Raw genomic sequence first — 15,255 nt, 5'->3', positions numbered from 1 at the left:
GACGCCGACCGGGCGGGGTGTACCGGTTCGCTCATTACGCGCGAAGCCCAACGGGTCACGCTTTTGACTTCATTGAACCGCTCACCGCTCAACGCCGCGCCGCGCGCATCCGCGTGCCCGGGCCTGATGCGCATCGTGCCCGCGCGCGATGGCGGGCTCGCGCGCCTGCGGCTTGCGGGCGGCGTGTTGAGCGCGCACGCGGCGCGGGCCGTCGCGCGGGCGGCGCGTGTCTGCGGCTCGGGCGTGATCGAGGTGACCAATCGTGCGAATCTCCAGTTGCGCGGCATCCGCGACGATGCCCACGCCGCGTTGATCGACATCGCGCTCGACGCGGGCCTCGGTCCGTCGAGCTCAGGCGGCGACGACATCCGCAACGTGATGCTCAGTCCGCTCGCAAGCGACGACACACGTGCGCTCGCCACACAAATCATCGACGCGATGCAGGCCGACGCGTCGCTGCATGCGCTGTCGCCCAAATTCGCGCTGCAACTCGACGCCGGCGAGCGCCTCGCGATGCTCGATCATCCACACGACCTGTGGCTCGCTGCAATCGACGATGGCGCGCGTTTCGCATTCGGCTTCGCGGGAACGATGCGACAGTGTCCGCTCGGCGCGATCCATCGCAGCGACATGGTGACGTTCGTGTCCGGCGTGCTGCGCAGGTTTCTCGCGCTGGCCACGCCTGAAGAACATCGTATGCGCGAACTGCTCGCGCGTGTCTGCATCGCGCGCTTTCTCGAAGCATTCGATTTCGACGCAGCCATCGAGCACTGGCGACGCGCACCTGCCGATGCATCGCTGCGCCTCGGCGCGCACGCGGAGCCGTATCGCGCGACGTGGTACGCAGGCGCGCAAACGCCCCTCGGACGTCTCGACGCGGCCACGCTCGAAGCCCTCGCCGATATCGCCGACACGCAAGCCGAGGGCCTTCTCGCGATGACGCCGTGGCAAAGCGTGCTGATACCGGGCATCGTCGCGCATGACGCGCATAACGTGTTGCAAGGCCTTCACGCGCTCGGCCTCGCGACCGACCCGCGCGATCCGCTCGCGCGCCTCATCGCGTGCGCGGGCTCGGAAGGCTGCGCGAAAAGCCACGCCGACACCAAATCCGACGCGCATCGCCTCGCTTCGCTGCTGCCCTCGCGTGATGAAAGCGAGGTGCACTTAAGCGGCTGCGAGCGTTCGTGCGCGGCGGCGCATCCCGTCCCGGTGACGCTCTATGCAGTCGCGCCGAGACGATATGACCTGCATCGCGGCGCACGCATCGTCGCGAGCAACCTGACCATCGAAGAGGCGGCCGAACGGCTCGCCCGGAGCCATGCCGATGCTTGACTACATCCGCGACGGCGCGGAGATTTATCGTCAGTCCTTTGCGACGATCCGCGCCGAAGCCGACCTCGCCGCCCTTCCCGCCGATCTGGAAAAGCTCGCGGTGCGCCTGATCCATGCGTGCGGCATGGTCGATATCGTGAGCGATCTGCGCTTTTCTTCCGGCGCCGGCATCGCGGGCCGGCAAGCGCTCGCGGCAGGCGCGCCGATCCTGTGCGATGCGCGCATGGTCGCGGAAGGCATCACGCGCGCGCGGCTGCCCGCCGATAACCGTGTCGTCTGCACATTGAACGATGCATCGATTCCCGAACGCGCCCGCGCGATGAACAACACGCGCTCGGCCGCCGCGCTCGAACTGTGGCGACCGCATCTCGAAGGCGCGATCGTCGCGATCGGCAATGCGCCGACCGCGCTCTTTCATCTGCTCGACATGCTCGATGCGGGCGCACCGAAGCCCGCGCTCATCCTCGGCTTTCCGGTCGGATTCATCGGTGCGGCGGAATCCAAGGCGATGCTCGCCGCCGATAGTCGCGGCGTGCCCTTCGTCGCCCTGCTCGGCCGGCGCGGCGGCAGCGCGATGGCGGCGGCGGCAGTGAACGCACTTGCTTCGGAGGCCGAATGATGCGCGGACGTCTCTTTGGCCTCGGCGTCGGTCCAGGCGATCCGGAGCTCATCACGCTGAAGGCGCTGCGCTTGCTCAAGGCCGCGCCGGTAGTCGCTTATTTCGTCGCGAAGGGCAAGAAGGGCAACGCGTTCGGCATCATCGAATCGCATCTCGACGATACCCAGACGCGGCTGCCGCTCGTCTATCCGGTGACGACCGAGGCGCTCGAACCGCCGCTCTGCTACGAGACGATCATCAGCGCGTTCTACGACGAAGCCGCGCTGACGATCTCCGGGCATCTCGAAGCCGGGCGCGACGTCGCGGTGATCTGCGAAGGCGATCCGTTCTTTTACGGCTCGTACATGTATCTGCACGACCGTCTCGCCGCGCGCTTCGATGCGCATGTCGTGCCGGGCGTGTGCTCGATGCTCGGCGGCGTCGCGGTGCTGGGCGTGCCGCTCGTGTATCGCAATCAGAGTCTGTCGGTACTCTCAGGCGTATTGCCCGAAGACGATCTGAAGCGCCGTCTCGAAGCGGCGGATGCGGCTGTCATCATGAAGCTCGGCCGCAACTTCGAGAAAGTGCGGCGCGTGCTCGGCGAACTCGGGCTCGATGAACGTGCGCTCTATGTCGAGCGCGCGACGATGGCGAATCAGCGCATCGTGCCGCTCGATGAAGTCGATCCGATGGCATCACCGTATTTCTCGCTGCTCGTCGTGCCGGGGAAAAAATGGCGCGCGTGAGTGCTTCCACGCCGATGGCGATCGTCATCCTCGGTGCGGGCGCGCTCGATACGGCGCGTCGCATTCAGACGAGTTTCGAACAATCGCGCATTCATGGCCTCGCCAGCCGCGTGAATGCGGACATCGCGTATGACGATTTCGGCGCGCACGTGCGCGCGTTGTATGCATCGGGCACGCCGATCGTCGCGCTGTGCTCCGCGGGCATCGTGATTCGCGCGCTCGCGTCATCTCTTGCCGACAAGGTCGCCGAACCGCCCGTGCTCGCCATTGCGCAGGATGGCAGCGCGGTCGTGCCGCTGCTCGGCGGGATGAGCGGCGTGAACGTGCTGGCGCGCGAGATCGGCGATGCGCTCGGCATCATGCCCGCGATCACGACGAGCGGCGAGTTGCGCTTCGGTCAATGTCTGCTCGCGCCGCCCGAAGGTTATGCGCTCGCGGATATCGAGCAGGGCAAGCGCTTCGTGTCGGATCTGCTCGCGGGCGAAACCACGCGCATCGAGGGCCACGCGCCCTGGCTCGACGATGCCGACCTGCCCCGCTCAGGCGATGCACGTCTTGCCGTGCGCATCACGCCGCTCGCCGCGCACGACGAAGACAGTCTCGTGATTCATCCGCGCTGCGTGCTCGCGTGGATCGAACATCTATCTTCCGATGACGATGATGTCGCCGAACGCATACGTGCCGCGATGCGCGCTCAGGGACTATCGCCGCTTGCGCTCGCGGCGTTGGCAGCGCCTGCGCGTAACATGACATCGCGATCGCTCGAAGACGCCGCGCGTGCGCTGAACGTACCGCTGCGCTTTTGCGATGCCGCGCCGTTCGACGCCGATACGCAAGGCATCGCATTGCACGTAAGCGATACGCCCGTCGATGCGCAATCGATCGGCCGTGCGCGCGGCGCGCTGACCGTGATCGGGCTCGGCCCCGGCAGCGCCGAACTGATGACGCCGGCCGCGCGCGCCGCGCTCGTCGCCGCGCAAGATGTGCTCGGCTACGAAACCTATGTGCGCATGGCCGGGCCGTTTCGCGACGATCAGCGCGTGCACATGACCGACAACCGCGAGGAACTGCAACGCGCGCGTCACGCCTTCGAACTGGCGACCGAGGGACGGCGCGTGGTCGTGGTGTCGTCCGGCGATCCGGGCGTGTTCGCGATGGCCGCCGCCGTGCTCGAAGCGCTCGACGAAGGGCGCGCGGCGCATCCCGAATGGAGCGCTGTGAAGCTCGCGATCGTGCCGGGCGTATCGGCATCGCTCGCGACGGCCGCGCGTGCCGGCGCGCCGCTCGGCCACGATTTTTGCGTGCTGTCGCTGTCGGATAACCTGAAGCCGTGGGACGTGATCGAGAAACGCATCGCACATGCGGGCGAGGCCGATCTCGTGATGGCGTTCTATAACCCGCTGTCGAAAGCGCGGCCGTGGCAGTTCGACCGTGCGATCGAGATCGTGAAGCGCTATCGCGATCCGCACACGCCCGTCGTGCTGGGAAGAGACATCGGGCGACCGGCTGAAGCGTTGCGCATCGTTACGCTGGGCGAACTGAAAAGCGAACACGTCGATATGCGGACGATGGTGATCGTCGGATCATCGACGACGCGTGTGGTGGGAGACTGGGTTTATACGCCGCGATGGTATGAGTGATCGCCGCCTTCGCTCAGCGCATCGGCGGTGATGTATCGCGCGCCCCAATCGAGGGCGAGCGCCTTGCCTCGTCCGGCTCGAATCGAACCCTCTTCGAAATCCACGACGACGATCTCATCGGCCGACGCAGGCGCTTGCGGCTTCTCGTTCGTGCGCCCGTCGGTCAGCACCCACAACCAGCGCCGTTGCGACGGCCTGTGCTTGGCCGCGCGTTCGAGCACCGTCGCGGCGCTCGATAACCCGAGCGCGAACGGCGTGCCGCCACCGCCGCCGATCGGCGCGATCCAGCGCTCGTTGAACCAATGCGCCGCGCCCGGTTGCCGGCGCACTTCGGCGCGTCCGCCGCCGAAACACACGAGCGCGGTCTTCGCGCGTTCGCGATAGGCACGATCGAACAACGCAACGAGCATCCCCTTCGCGCGCGCAAGCCGCTCGCCCGCGAGCATCGAACCGGAGCAATCGAGCAGAAAGCAATGCAGCACCGCGCCCTCGCCCTGCGTGCGCCGATAGCGAAGATGCCGCGCGTCGAGACGCATCGAGCGCTTCGCGCGCAGCGTCGATATCCAGTCGATCGACGCGCTCTCTTCACCCTCGCGCGCAACGTAGCGGCCTTTCGTGCGCGATTCGTTCCATCGAAGGCGATGCCTCGCGTCGAAGGCATCCGCGTCGCGCCTTCGATGGTTCAGGCTTTTTTTGCGGCGAGCGGCCTCACTTGCTTGACCTTCGCGATGCCCGTCGGCTCCGGCGGCATCGCGCCCCAGTCCGATTCGCCCGAGCCCGCATCGCGCGGCGTGGATTCACGCGCGGCGGGTTCACGCGAAGGCGATTCGGTCTCTCGCCGTCGATGCTTCAGCACCGCATCGGCGACACGCTCGACATGCGTCACCGTCACGTTCGACGCGCCTTCCAGTGCAGCGAGCGCCCGCGCCGCGCGCAGCATCACGATATCGGCGCGCAAGCCATCAACATGCGCCTCGATGCAAAGCTCGCTGACGCGCGCATGAACCGCATCGTCGAAATCGAATGACGAGAGCGCTGCGCGCGCCGCATGAATGCGCTGGTTCAGCGACGCCTGTTCGCTTTCGTGCCGTGCACGAAATGCTTCGGCATCCGTATCGAATGCGAGCCGGGACTTCACGATGCGCTGCCGCACGCCTGCATCGAAACAATTGCTCATCTCCACGGCAAGACCGAAACGATCGAGCAATTGCGGACGCAGCTCGCCCTCTTCCGGATTCATCGTGCCGATCAGCACGAAGCGCGCGTCATGCCGATGCGAAATGCCATCGCGTTCGATGATGTTCACGCCGCTCGACGCGACATCGAGCAACTGATCGACGAGCGGATTCGGCAGAAGATTCACTTCATCGACATACAGCACGCCGAGATGCGCCTTCGCGAGCAGGCCGGGCGAAAACTTCACGCCGCCATCGCGCAATGCGCTTTGAATGTCGAGCGTGCCGATCAACTGCTCCTCGCTCGCGCCGAGCGGCAAGGTCACGAGCTTTCCCTCGGGCAACAGCTCCGCGAGCGCGCGCGCCGCCGTGGACTTCGCCGTGCCGCGCGGCCCGCTGACGAGCACGCCGCCGATCGATGGATCGACTGCCGCGAGCAAAAGCGCTTGCTGCAAGGGCGCTTGCGCAACGAGCGCGGTAAAGGGGAAGGTATGCTGGTTCAATGTTGTCGGCCCTCGATGCACTGTTCGACATCGAGCAGATGCCGTTCGACCTGCTCGCGATAGCCCGCGGGTTCTTGCCACAGACCGCGTTGCATCGCTTCGAGCAAGCGCTCGCAGATCGATTGCAGCGCGTGCGGATTGTGTTGCGTGATGAACTCGCGTGTATCCGCGTCGTTCACATAGGCATCGGTGACGAGCGCATATTGATGATCCGACACGACACGCGCGGTGGCGTCGTAGCCGAAAAGATAATCGACGGTGGCGGCGAGTTCAGACGCGCCCTTGTAGCCATGCCGCTTCACGCCGTCGATCCACTTCGGATTGACGACGCGCGAACGCACCACGCGCGCGATCTCTTCGTTCAAGGTGCGCACGCGCGGCGCGGCGGGATTGCTGTGATCGGCGTTATACGCCTGCGGCTGCACGCCCGACAGATAACGCACGGCCGCGACCATGCCGCCCTGAAACTGGTGATAGTCGTTCGAATCGAGCAGGTCGTGTTCGCGATTGTCCTGATTCTGCAGCACGACATCGAGCGTCGAAAGCCGCGTGCCGAAGCTCGCGCGCGCTTCGACGCCATCGCCCGCTTGCGAGTATGCGTAACCGCCCGTGCTTTGATAGGCAGCGGAGAGATCGGCGTCGGACTGCCATTGTTTTGCGTCGATCAGCTCCTGCAAGCCCGCGCCGTATGCGCCCGGCTTCGTGCTGAACACGCGCCAGCCCGCGCGCTGCCGCGCCTCCTTCGCTTCGATGCCGCGCGCGATCAGTTCGTCGCGTTCGCGCAGGATGCGTGCGCGGATCGGGTTGATATCGGCGGGCTCGTCGTCGAGTTCGGCGACGGCCTGCACGGCCGCGTCGAAGAGATGGATGAGGTTCGCGAAGGCATCGCGGAAAAAGCCCGACACGCGCAGCGTCACGTCGATGCGCGGCCGGTTGAAGATCGATATCGGCAGGATCTCGAAGTCGGTCACGCGATGACTGCCCGCCGCCCACTTCGGCCGCACGCCGATGAGCGCGAACGCCTGCGCGATGTCGTCGCCACCGGTGCGCATCGTCGCCGTGCCCCACACGGACAAACCGATGGCGCGCGGAAAATCTCCGTGGTCCTGCACATGACGCTCGACCAGTGCATTCGCCGACTTGAGCCCGAGCGACCAGGCCGCCTGCGTCGGCAATGCGCGTGTATCGACGGAATAGAAGTTGCGGCCCGTGGGCAGCACGTCGGGCCTGCCGCGCGACGGCGAACCGCTCGGACCCGGGGGCACGAAACGCCCTTCGAGGCCGCGCTTCAATTGCAGAAGCTCTTGCGGGCCGCATGCATCCAGACGGGCGAGCACATCGCCGCGAAGACGTTCGAGCACGAGCGACGCATGCGGACCGGGCGCGGCGGCATCGTCGTCCGACAAAAGCTGCATCGCTAACGCCTCGAGGCGCTCGCGCGTATCGCCCTGATGACGCCACGGCGCATCGCTGACTTCGACAAGCGCGCGTGGACACGGCCCGTTCCACGGCGCAGCCCAGTCGGCATCGAGCGGATCGAAATCGGCGGGCAGTTGCAGATCGCGCGCGATCGCCGTGATGAGGCCCGCGTTCGCACCCTGCCCGTCGCCGATCGGAAAACGGCCGAGCGCGAGCAGCGTATCGCGGCGCTGCACGCCTTGCGGCGAAACGCCGAACACGTGCAGGCCATCGCGAATCTGCGCTTCCTTCAGCTCGCAGAGATACGCGTCGGCGCGCGTGAGCAAGGCATCTTCGCCTACGGCATCACGCGGCGCATCAAGACCGAGCTCTTCGTGCAGCCTGTTCTCGACGATGTTCGCGAGGATCGACCGGCGCAACAGCTTCGCGCGCCGCGCATCGACCATCAGTGCTTCGTAGTATTCGTCGACCTGACGCTCAAGATCCTGCAACGGCCCGTAGTTCTCGGCGCGCGTGAGCGGCGGCATCAGATGATCGATGATGACGGCCTGCGCGCGACGCTTCGCCTGGCTGCCTTCGCCCGGATCGTTGACGATGAACGGATAGAGATGCGGCATCGGACCGAGAATCGCATCGGGCCAGCACGACGACGACAACGCGACGCTCTTGCCCGGCAGCCATTCGAGATTGCCGTGCTTGCCGACATGCACGATCGCATCTATCTGAAAGCGCAGACGCAACCAGACATAGAACGCGAGATACGAATGCGGCGGAACGAGTTCGGCATCGTGATAGCTCGCGTAATCGTGGCGTTCGCGCGAGCGCGAAGGCTGAATGCCGACGAAGACTTCGCCGCAACGATATCCCGCGATCATGAAGCGGCCGCGTCTTATGGTGGGATCGTCTTCGGGCGCGCCCCAGGTCTTTTCCAGCGCGGCGCGCGCATCGGCGGGCAGCGTGCGGTACGCGTCGAGATAGTCATCGAGCGCGAGACTCTGCAGCGCGGGACGCAAGTCGCGCACGATGGGATCGTTGGTCACGCCTTCGGTCAGCGCGGCGATGAGCGCATCGCCGTTCGCGGGAATGTCGCCCACGCGATAGCCTTCGCGCGCGAGCATCGACAGAATGCCAATGGCCGATGCGGGCGTGTCGAGTCCCACGCCGTTGCCGATGCGCCCTTCGCTCGCCGGATAGTTCGCGAGCACGAGCGCGATGCGCTTCTGCGCATTCGGCGTATGACGCAGCCTGCACCAGCGGCGGCTCAGTTCGGCGACGAAGCGCACGCGCTCAACGTCGGCCTGATAGCGCACCACGTCCACCTGCGTGTGCTTGCAGTAATACGCGAGGCCCTTGAAGCTGATCGCGCGCGTGATGATGCGACCATCGACTTCGGGCAGCGCCACATGCATCGCGACATCGCGCGAGTTCAGCCCGTGATTGTCCTTTTGCCAGTCGTCGCGATTGCCGCCGCTCAGGATGACTTGCAGCACGGGCGCATCGCCCGCGACTTCGAATACTTTGTCTTCGCCTATCACGCTCGCCGCGAAAGCCGTCGTGTTCAATACGAGCGATGCGCGATGCTCCGCGCATAAACGGTCCACGACTTCGCGGCTCACGCTCTCTTTCAACGACGAGATCGCGATCGGCAGCGGATTCATGCCTTCTTTTTCGAGCGCTTCGATGAGCGCATCGAATACGGCGGTATTGCCCGACTGCAAATGCGCGCGATAAAAAAGAATGGCGGCAACGGGCGCGCCTTTGGTCCATCGTGCCTGCCAGTCTTCGATCGTCGCGATATCGCGCTCGGGATGATAGATCGCGACGGCAGGCAGCGGGCTCGGCGGCTGCGGTTCGCGTCCGAAGCCGAACGCGTGATGCGCGATCGTGCGCAGGAATTCTTCCGCATTGCGCGCGCCGCCTTCACGCAGATAGCGCGACAGCTCGCGGCAAAACCGGGCATCCGCCGTGCTTTTGCCGATGAGATTCGGGTCCTCCGTGAGATCGCCCGAAAACATCGCGAGCATCTGTTGCTCTTGTTTCGCGAGCGCGACGAGCCGCTCGATGCCGTAAGGCCAGTACGATTCGCCGCCAAGGTGATCGACAATCACGACCTTCGCGTGACGCAACACATCGTCGATATAGAAATCGACCGACGCGGGCTGACGCAGGAACGATTGATTCGCGAGCCGCACTTCGGGAAAGCCCGCTTCCAGACGCGGAAACACGCTCGCGAGCAACGCGAGCGTCGTGTCGGCGGAACTGAGCACCACGATCGGCGCGCGTGTCTGATCGATGCGCATGACGCCTTGCGCATCGTCGACGAAGCCTCCCGGTGTCGTGCGGAGCAGATGCATGGCTGTTTATGCCTGCACCGCAGCGCGTGCGAGCGCCGCGTCGAATGCGCGTTGCAGCGTGTCGCGATCGAGGTCTTCGCCGATCAGCACGAAACGGCTTTGCGTCGTCGCTTCACCGGCTTGCCAGCGGCGATCGAAATAGCTGTCGAAACGACGCCCGACACCTTGCACGACGAGCCGCATCGCAGCGCCCGGCAGCGCGGCGAAACCCTTCACGCGATAGATCGTGTGATGCTCGACGAGCGCATGCAATGCGGCGATGGCCTGCTCGCGCGATTCCACCTTGCCGTGAACGACGAACGAATCGAACTCGTCGTGATGATGATCCGCGTGGCCTTCATCGTCGGGCGAGCCGTGATGATCGTGGCGAAGATGAATCGTCTCTTCCGACGCCGCTTCGAGACCGAGCAGCGTATGCACGTCGAGCCGGCCCATTTGCGCGGGCACGATCTTCACTTCGGCCGGAATCTCGGGACGCACGAGCGCCTCGACTTTTTGCAGCGCCGCGTCGTCCATGAGGTCCGTCTTGTTCACGATGACGAGATCCGCCGACGCGAGTTGATCCTCGAACAACTCGTGCAGCGGCGATTCGTGATCGAGATTCGGATCGGCCTTGCGCTGCGCATCCACGGCGACGGGATTCGCCGCGAACTGCCCGCTCGCGACGGCGGGACCATCGACCACGGTGACGACCGCATCGACCGTAAAAGCGTTCTTGATCGACGGCCAGTTGAACGCCTGCACGAGCGGCTTCGGCAACGCGAGACCCGATGTTTCGATCAGCACGTGATCGATGCTTTCACGCCGCTCGACGAGCTGCTCCATCACCGGATAGAACTCTTCCTGCACGGTGCAGCACAGGCAACCGTTCGCGAGTTCATACAGATTACGATCTTCGGACCCGGCTTCGTCGTCGCAGCCGATGCCGCAGCCCTTCAGGATTTCCCCGTCGATGCCGAGCTCGCCGAACTCGTTGACGATCACCGCGATGCGCTTTCCTTGCGCGTTGGACAGGATATGCCGCATCAGCGTGGTCTTGCCGCTGCCGAGAAAGCCGGTCACGACCGTGACGGGGATCTTGCGGGTTTGCATCGTAGCTCCGTGGCTTCAGGTGCGTGCGCTTCGTGTCGCGTGATGCGTGACAACGCCGCGGGATGAAATGGGAAACGCACGCTTGATGGATCATGGGCCGCGCCGCATCCCCGCGACAGCGATCCCTGTGAAAGTCTGGCCGGTATCCGGGCTGACGATTGCGCCGCTTCGCCTTCCCGCGCGTAATCACGCGCAGTGGCCTCGAAGCCGGCTTCCCGTTCATGCGATGAAACCATCGTGTGCACGGGGAATCGTTTACCGTTGCGGGGGCAGCGCAGGTTGACGTCCGCTCGATCGGTCGAAGGAACGCGCCCTGCTTCCCGTTTAACTGCGCGCGAGAGAATCCGCGCGCGAGCACCAAAACTGCGTGAAAGTCTAGGCCCGGCGGGCGCGAGCGTCAAGAAATGACGCGGCGCGCGCGGTGTCATAATGCTGGCCCGCGCGGCGCGCTTTCTTTGAATCGCACATGGAATCCGTCATTGCTCGCATGAATGCGTCTGCCGCTATGCGGCTCGCGGTCGGTATCGGCTGCAGGCGAGGCACGAGCGCCAATGCGATCGAACGCGCGGTGCGCCTCGCGCTGGGCACGCATCGATTCGATGAGATCGCGATCGTCGCGAGCATCGATGCGAAAAGGGATGAAGCGGGCTTGCTCGCGTTCTGCGAGCGTCACGGTCTGCCGCTGCGCTTCTATAGCGCCGATGAAATCGCGCATGCGCCACGCACCGCGATTTCACATCATGCAGCGAAGCATCTGAACGTCGATGGCGTATGCGAGCCCTGCGCGCTGCTTGCGGGCAACGCGCGCACGCTCATCGTGCCAAAGACGATCGATTGCGGCGTAACCGTCGCGATCGCAGCGGCGCATGAAACCGGTGCGAACGGAACATGAATACCGGCTTCGTCGCCATCCGCGGGCCTTTGGTTTCGGCGAGCGGCTTCGCGACAACCGGCTTGAACTTGTCGCGGCAGAGCCAGACGAGAACGATGAGCGCCACGAGTTCCAGATAGAGATAGAGCGCGTCCATTTTCCTGCTCCTGAAGTCGGTGAGTGCGTGAGTGCATGATGCCCACCGTCTGTTAGCGCAGAATTAAGCCGCGAACGCAGCCGCCACCTGATGTACGATACGGCCGTCTTTCGTCATGCAAAGACCCGCCGCAATCCCGTTCACACTGGAGTCGATGTGAAAACCGATACCGAATCGCATCTGCGCATGACCCAACGTCGCAAGGAAGGTCACGAGAAAAAGCAGGCCGCCGCCGATCACGAGAAAGGCCTTCTGATCGTGAATACCGGCAACGGCAAGGGCAAGACCACGGCGGCGTTCGGCATGGCCGTGCGCGTGCTCGGTCATGGCATGAAGCTCGGCGTCGTGCAGTTCATCAAGGGCGCGCTGCACACGTCCGAGCGCGATTTCCTCGGCGCGATCGCTCATTGCGATTTCGTCACGATGGGCGACGGCTATACCTGGAACACGCAGAACCGCGAAGCCGACATGGCCACCGCGCGCAAAGGCTGGAACGAGGCGCGGCGCATGATCGAAAGCGGCGAGTATCGGATGGTCGTGCTCGATGAACTGAACACCGTGCTCAAGTACGAATATCTGCCGCTCGATGAAGTGCTCGACGTGCTGAAGGCGCGCCCCGCGATGCTGCATGTGGTCGTGACGGGCCGTCATGCGCCCGATGCGCTGATCGAACTCGCCGACCTCGTCACCGAGATGCGGCTCGTGAAGCACCCCTATCGCGAGCAGGGCGTGAAGGCGCAACGCGGCGTCGAGTTCTGAACGCGATGCCCGACTGCCCCGCTCTTTTCATCGGCGCAAGCGCGTCGCATCAAGGCAAGACCACGGTGACGGCCGCGCTCGCGCGTCATCACACGCGCCGTGGCCTGAACGTGCGCGTCTTCAAGACCGGCCCGGATTTTCTCGATCCGATGATCCTCGAGCGCGCATGCGGCGCGCCCGTCTATTCGCTGCATCTGTCGATGGTCGGGCTCGATGCGTGCCGCGCATTGCTTGCACAAGCCGCGCGCGAGGCCGATCTCATCCTCATCGAAGGCGTGATGGGTCTTTTCGACGGCACGCCCAGCAGCGCCGATCTCGCCGCCGCGTTCAACGTGCCCGTGCTCGCGGTGATCGGCGCGCACGGCATGGCGCAGACCTTCGGCGCGATCGCGTTCGGGCTCGCGCGCTATCGTGCGGACGTGCCGTTTCACGGCGTGCTCGCGAATCGCGTCGCGTCGCCGCGTCATGCGCAGATGCTGTCGGAGACCATTCCAGAGGGGCTGCGCTATTGCGGCCATCTGTCGAACGCGGACGATATCGCGCTGCCCGCGCGTCATCTCGGCCTCACGCAGCCGGAAGAAATCGCGGGCCTCGACGCACGGCTCGATCGCGCCGCCGATGCCATCGCGCAAACCGCGCTCGCGGATCTTCCGCCGTCGGTTCATTTCGATGAAGCGAGCCTTCCCGCGCCCCCGCGTCTGCTCGACGGGATGCATATCGCGATTGCGCGCGATGCCGCGTTCTCGTTCGTCTATCCGGCGAATGTCGATCTGCTCGTCGCGATGGGCGCGCGCATCAGCACGTTTTCGCCGCTGGCCGACGAACCCGCATCCCACGACGCCGATGCGCTCTATCTTCCCGGCGGCTATCCCGAGCTGCATGCGGCGACGCTCGCCGTGAATGCGCGCACGCGCGCGTCGATCGGCGGGCACGTCGCGAAAGAGAAGCCGGTTGTCGCGGAATGCGGCGGCATGCTGTATCTGCTCGACACGCTGACGGACATCGAAGGCACGCGGCACGCGATGCTCGGCATTCTCCCCGGCGATGCCGCGATGCAACGCAAGCTGTCGCGGCTCGCGATGCAGCGCATCGACACGATGCACGGCGCAATGACGGGCCACACGTTCCATTACTCGACGCTGCACACGCCGATGCAGGCCGTCCTCGAAGCGAAACACGCGACGACGGGCACATCGGGCGAAGCGCTCTATCGGCACGGTCCGGTGACGGCCACCTACATGCACGCTTACTGGCCGTCGAATCCGGCCGCTGCCGCCGCGCTCTTTCGCGGCGAATCACTATGACGACCACGCAAGACATCCGCACGCCGCTCGACCTCGCCTTCACGATCGAGCGCGCCAAGACACAGGAACCGATCGGCTCGCCATGCACCGACGTATGCAAGCTCGATCCCGAAACGGGCTTGTGCCTCGGCTGCTTCAGAAGCCGCGAAGAGATCAAGACCTTCAGATCGATGGACGATGCCGCGAAGCTCGATCTGTTCGACGCGCTGCTCGCGCGGCGTGCGGCGAGCGCGAAGTGAGCCGCGTGATCGGGCCGGATTAACCGGTCAAGCCGCCGCCATTCTCCTGACGGCCGGCCGTTCCAGCTCACGCGCGGCGAGTGCGCCGAACACGAGACCGAGCGTCGTCCAGATCAGCGCCTGAATGCCGATCGCGGCCAGCCGGAAATTCCACAGCAGCGAAGCCGAGAAATCGGCGGGCACTTCATCGATGCGCGGCAGCGCGACCTGCGCCACCACGATCACGACGATATACGCGGCCGCGGCGATGAGCGTCGCGTTCCAGCCGTCATGTTGCGCCGCCATGCGCCGCCGCAGCCACACGGCGAACACGGCCGCCGCGATGGAAATGGCCACCATGCCGAAGAAAAGCGCCGTACGCGGCCCGATGGTTTCGGCATTGCCGACCGCCGGCGGATTGGGCGGATACTTGAGGAACGGCACGATGGCGACGCTCACGAAGCCGAGCAACGCCAGCAGCGCCGACGTGCCCCGCGCGCGCAACGCGCCGAGCCGCCCGTAGGCGAACGCGAACACGAGCGAGAAAAGACCGCCCAGCGCGGTGCCGAACACCGCGACGCCCGTCAGGAGGCCGAGGCCCGCTTGCGTATCGCGTGAGACGAGTTCCTCGTCGCCGTGATCGTGCGAATGCGCGGCGGCTGTCGCGGCGTCGGCGTGCTCATGTTCGTGCTCATGCGCGGCTTGCGCATGCTCGTGCTGTTCCTCGAACGCGATGGCGCGCGCCACCGACGGCTCGCCGAACGCACGCGCGAAGCCGAAGCCGATCAGGCCCGCGACCAGCCCCGCGATCATGCCGCGTATCAGCAAAGTGCGAATCATGACGCGTCCTCAGTGGCACGGAAAGCCGAGCAGATGCCGGCCGTCGTGAACGAATTCGTGGACGTACATGCCCGAGAAGATCGACGTCGCGCCCTGCTCCGCGCCGACGAAATAAATGGCGATCAGCAAAAGAAGGCCGATGAAGACGGCCCACGGCAGCACTTCGCGCACCGGAATGGGTACGGGTGCGTCGAGCGACGGGGAAACCGGAGCGGAAAAGACCGGCGTGCTGGAAGCATTCATGATG

15 protein-coding genes and 1 riboswitch are annotated in these 15,255 nt (G+C 65.1%); of the genes, 9 read left to right on the top strand and 6 right to left on the bottom strand.

Annotated elements, in window-relative coordinates:
* The first annotated feature begins 63 nt into the window (after positions 1-63).
* From cobG to cobJ, 4 genes are read left to right on the top strand one after another with little or no spacing between them, the layout of a single operon-like run.
* On the top strand, positions 64-1,332 hold the full coding sequence (gene cobG, locus IAG25_RS18615) for a precorrin-3B synthase (protein WP_187606172.1): 1,269 nt from the start codon (positions 64-66) through the stop codon (positions 1,330-1,332).
* Positions 1,325-1,951, top strand: coding sequence for a precorrin-8X methylmutase (locus IAG25_RS18610; RefSeq protein WP_187606171.1), 627 nt, complete (start codon positions 1,325-1,327; stop codon positions 1,949-1,951). The genes cobG and IAG25_RS18610 overlap by 8 nt, the downstream gene beginning before the upstream one ends.
* Positions 1,948-2,676 (top strand): precorrin-2 C(20)-methyltransferase, encoded by a 729-nt coding sequence (locus IAG25_RS18605; RefSeq protein ID WP_187606170.1) that lies wholly within the window; start codon positions 1,948-1,950, stop codon positions 2,674-2,676. Before IAG25_RS18610 ends, IAG25_RS18605 begins: the two co-directional genes overlap by 4 nt.
* Entirely contained in the window at positions 2,664-4,316 is a 1,653-nt protein-coding gene (cobJ, locus tag IAG25_RS18600) for a precorrin-3B C(17)-methyltransferase (RefSeq protein ID WP_187606169.1), read from the top strand. Before IAG25_RS18605 ends, cobJ begins: the two co-directional genes overlap by 13 nt.
* On the opposite strand, the gene IAG25_RS18595 is transcribed toward cobJ, so the two are convergent.
* The 4 genes from IAG25_RS18595 to cobW all read right to left on the bottom strand — a co-directional run bounded on the left by IAG25_RS18595 (position 4,292) and on the right by cobW (position 10,859).
* Positions 4,292-4,852, bottom strand: coding sequence for a vWA domain-containing protein (locus IAG25_RS18595; RefSeq protein WP_187606168.1), 561 nt, complete (start codon positions 4,850-4,852; stop codon positions 4,292-4,294). The two genes, cobJ and IAG25_RS18595, sit on opposite strands and share 25 nt — an antisense overlap.
* Before the next feature lie 146 nt (positions 4,853-4,998).
* Positions 4,999-5,994: an ATP-binding protein gene (locus IAG25_RS18590; protein WP_187606167.1), complete on the bottom strand. Its 996-nt coding sequence runs from the start codon at positions 5,992-5,994 to the stop codon at positions 4,999-5,001.
* Positions 5,991-9,767, bottom strand: coding sequence for a cobaltochelatase subunit CobN (gene cobN / locus IAG25_RS18585; RefSeq protein WP_187606166.1), 3,777 nt, complete (start codon positions 9,765-9,767; stop codon positions 5,991-5,993). The genes IAG25_RS18590 and cobN overlap by 4 nt, the downstream gene beginning before the upstream one ends.
* A 6-nt stretch (positions 9,768-9,773) precedes the next feature.
* Positions 9,774-10,859, bottom strand: a complete 1,086-nt coding sequence (gene cobW / locus IAG25_RS18580; protein WP_187606165.1) for a cobalamin biosynthesis protein CobW — start codon at positions 10,857-10,859, stop codon at positions 9,774-9,776.
* A 120-nt stretch (positions 10,860-10,979) separates the two neighbouring features.
* A riboswitch (cobalamin riboswitch) is annotated at positions 10,980-11,236 on the bottom strand.
* An 89-nt stretch (positions 11,237-11,325) separates the two neighbouring features.
* Between cobW and IAG25_RS18575 the strand changes: the two genes are divergently transcribed.
* The 5 genes from IAG25_RS18575 (at position 11,326) to IAG25_RS18555 (ending at position 14,189) form a co-directional block, all read left to right on the top strand.
* Positions 11,326-11,751: a cobalamin biosynthesis protein gene (locus tag IAG25_RS18575; protein ID WP_187606164.1), complete on the top strand. Its 426-nt coding sequence runs from the start codon at positions 11,326-11,328 to the stop codon at positions 11,749-11,751.
* Positions 11,726-11,926, top strand: a complete 201-nt coding sequence (locus IAG25_RS18570; RefSeq protein ID WP_187606163.1) for a hypothetical protein — start codon at positions 11,726-11,728, stop codon at positions 11,924-11,926. Before IAG25_RS18575 ends, IAG25_RS18570 begins: the two co-directional genes overlap by 26 nt.
* Before the next feature lie 117 nt (positions 11,927-12,043).
* Positions 12,044-12,646 carry a cob(I)yrinic acid a,c-diamide adenosyltransferase gene (gene cobO, locus IAG25_RS18565; RefSeq protein WP_187606162.1) on the top strand — a complete coding sequence of 201 codons (603 nt, stop codon included), beginning with the start codon at positions 12,044-12,046 and terminating at the stop codon, positions 12,644-12,646.
* 5 nt (positions 12,647-12,651) lie between these two features.
* Complete coding sequence (locus IAG25_RS18560) at positions 12,652-13,950, top strand: cobyrinate a,c-diamide synthase (RefSeq protein ID WP_187606161.1); 1,299 nt, start codon at positions 12,652-12,654, stop codon at positions 13,948-13,950.
* Positions 13,947-14,189: a DUF1289 domain-containing protein gene (locus tag IAG25_RS18555; RefSeq protein WP_075583875.1), complete on the top strand. Its 243-nt coding sequence runs from the start codon at positions 13,947-13,949 to the stop codon at positions 14,187-14,189. Before IAG25_RS18560 ends, IAG25_RS18555 begins: the two co-directional genes overlap by 4 nt.
* A 27-nt stretch (positions 14,190-14,216) precedes the next feature.
* On the opposite strand, the gene IAG25_RS18550 is transcribed toward IAG25_RS18555, so the two are convergent.
* Positions 14,217-15,008 carry a CbtA family protein gene (locus IAG25_RS18550; RefSeq protein WP_187606160.1) on the bottom strand — a complete coding sequence of 264 codons (792 nt, stop codon included), beginning with the start codon at positions 15,006-15,008 and terminating at the stop codon, positions 14,217-14,219.
* Positions 15,009-15,017: 9 nt separating this feature from the next.
* Positions 15,018-15,251 (bottom strand): CbtB domain-containing protein, encoded by a 234-nt coding sequence (locus IAG25_RS18545; protein WP_187606159.1) that lies wholly within the window; start codon positions 15,249-15,251, stop codon positions 15,018-15,020.
* Positions 15,252-15,255 lie beyond the last annotated feature (4 nt).

This window comes from Caballeronia sp. EK (assembly GCF_014384845.1).
Lineage (GTDB): Bacteria > Pseudomonadota > Gammaproteobacteria > Burkholderiales > Burkholderiaceae > Caballeronia > Caballeronia jiangsuensis.
Note: the sequence above shows the minus strand (reverse complement) of the source record. Positions and strands in the feature narration are given on the sequence as shown.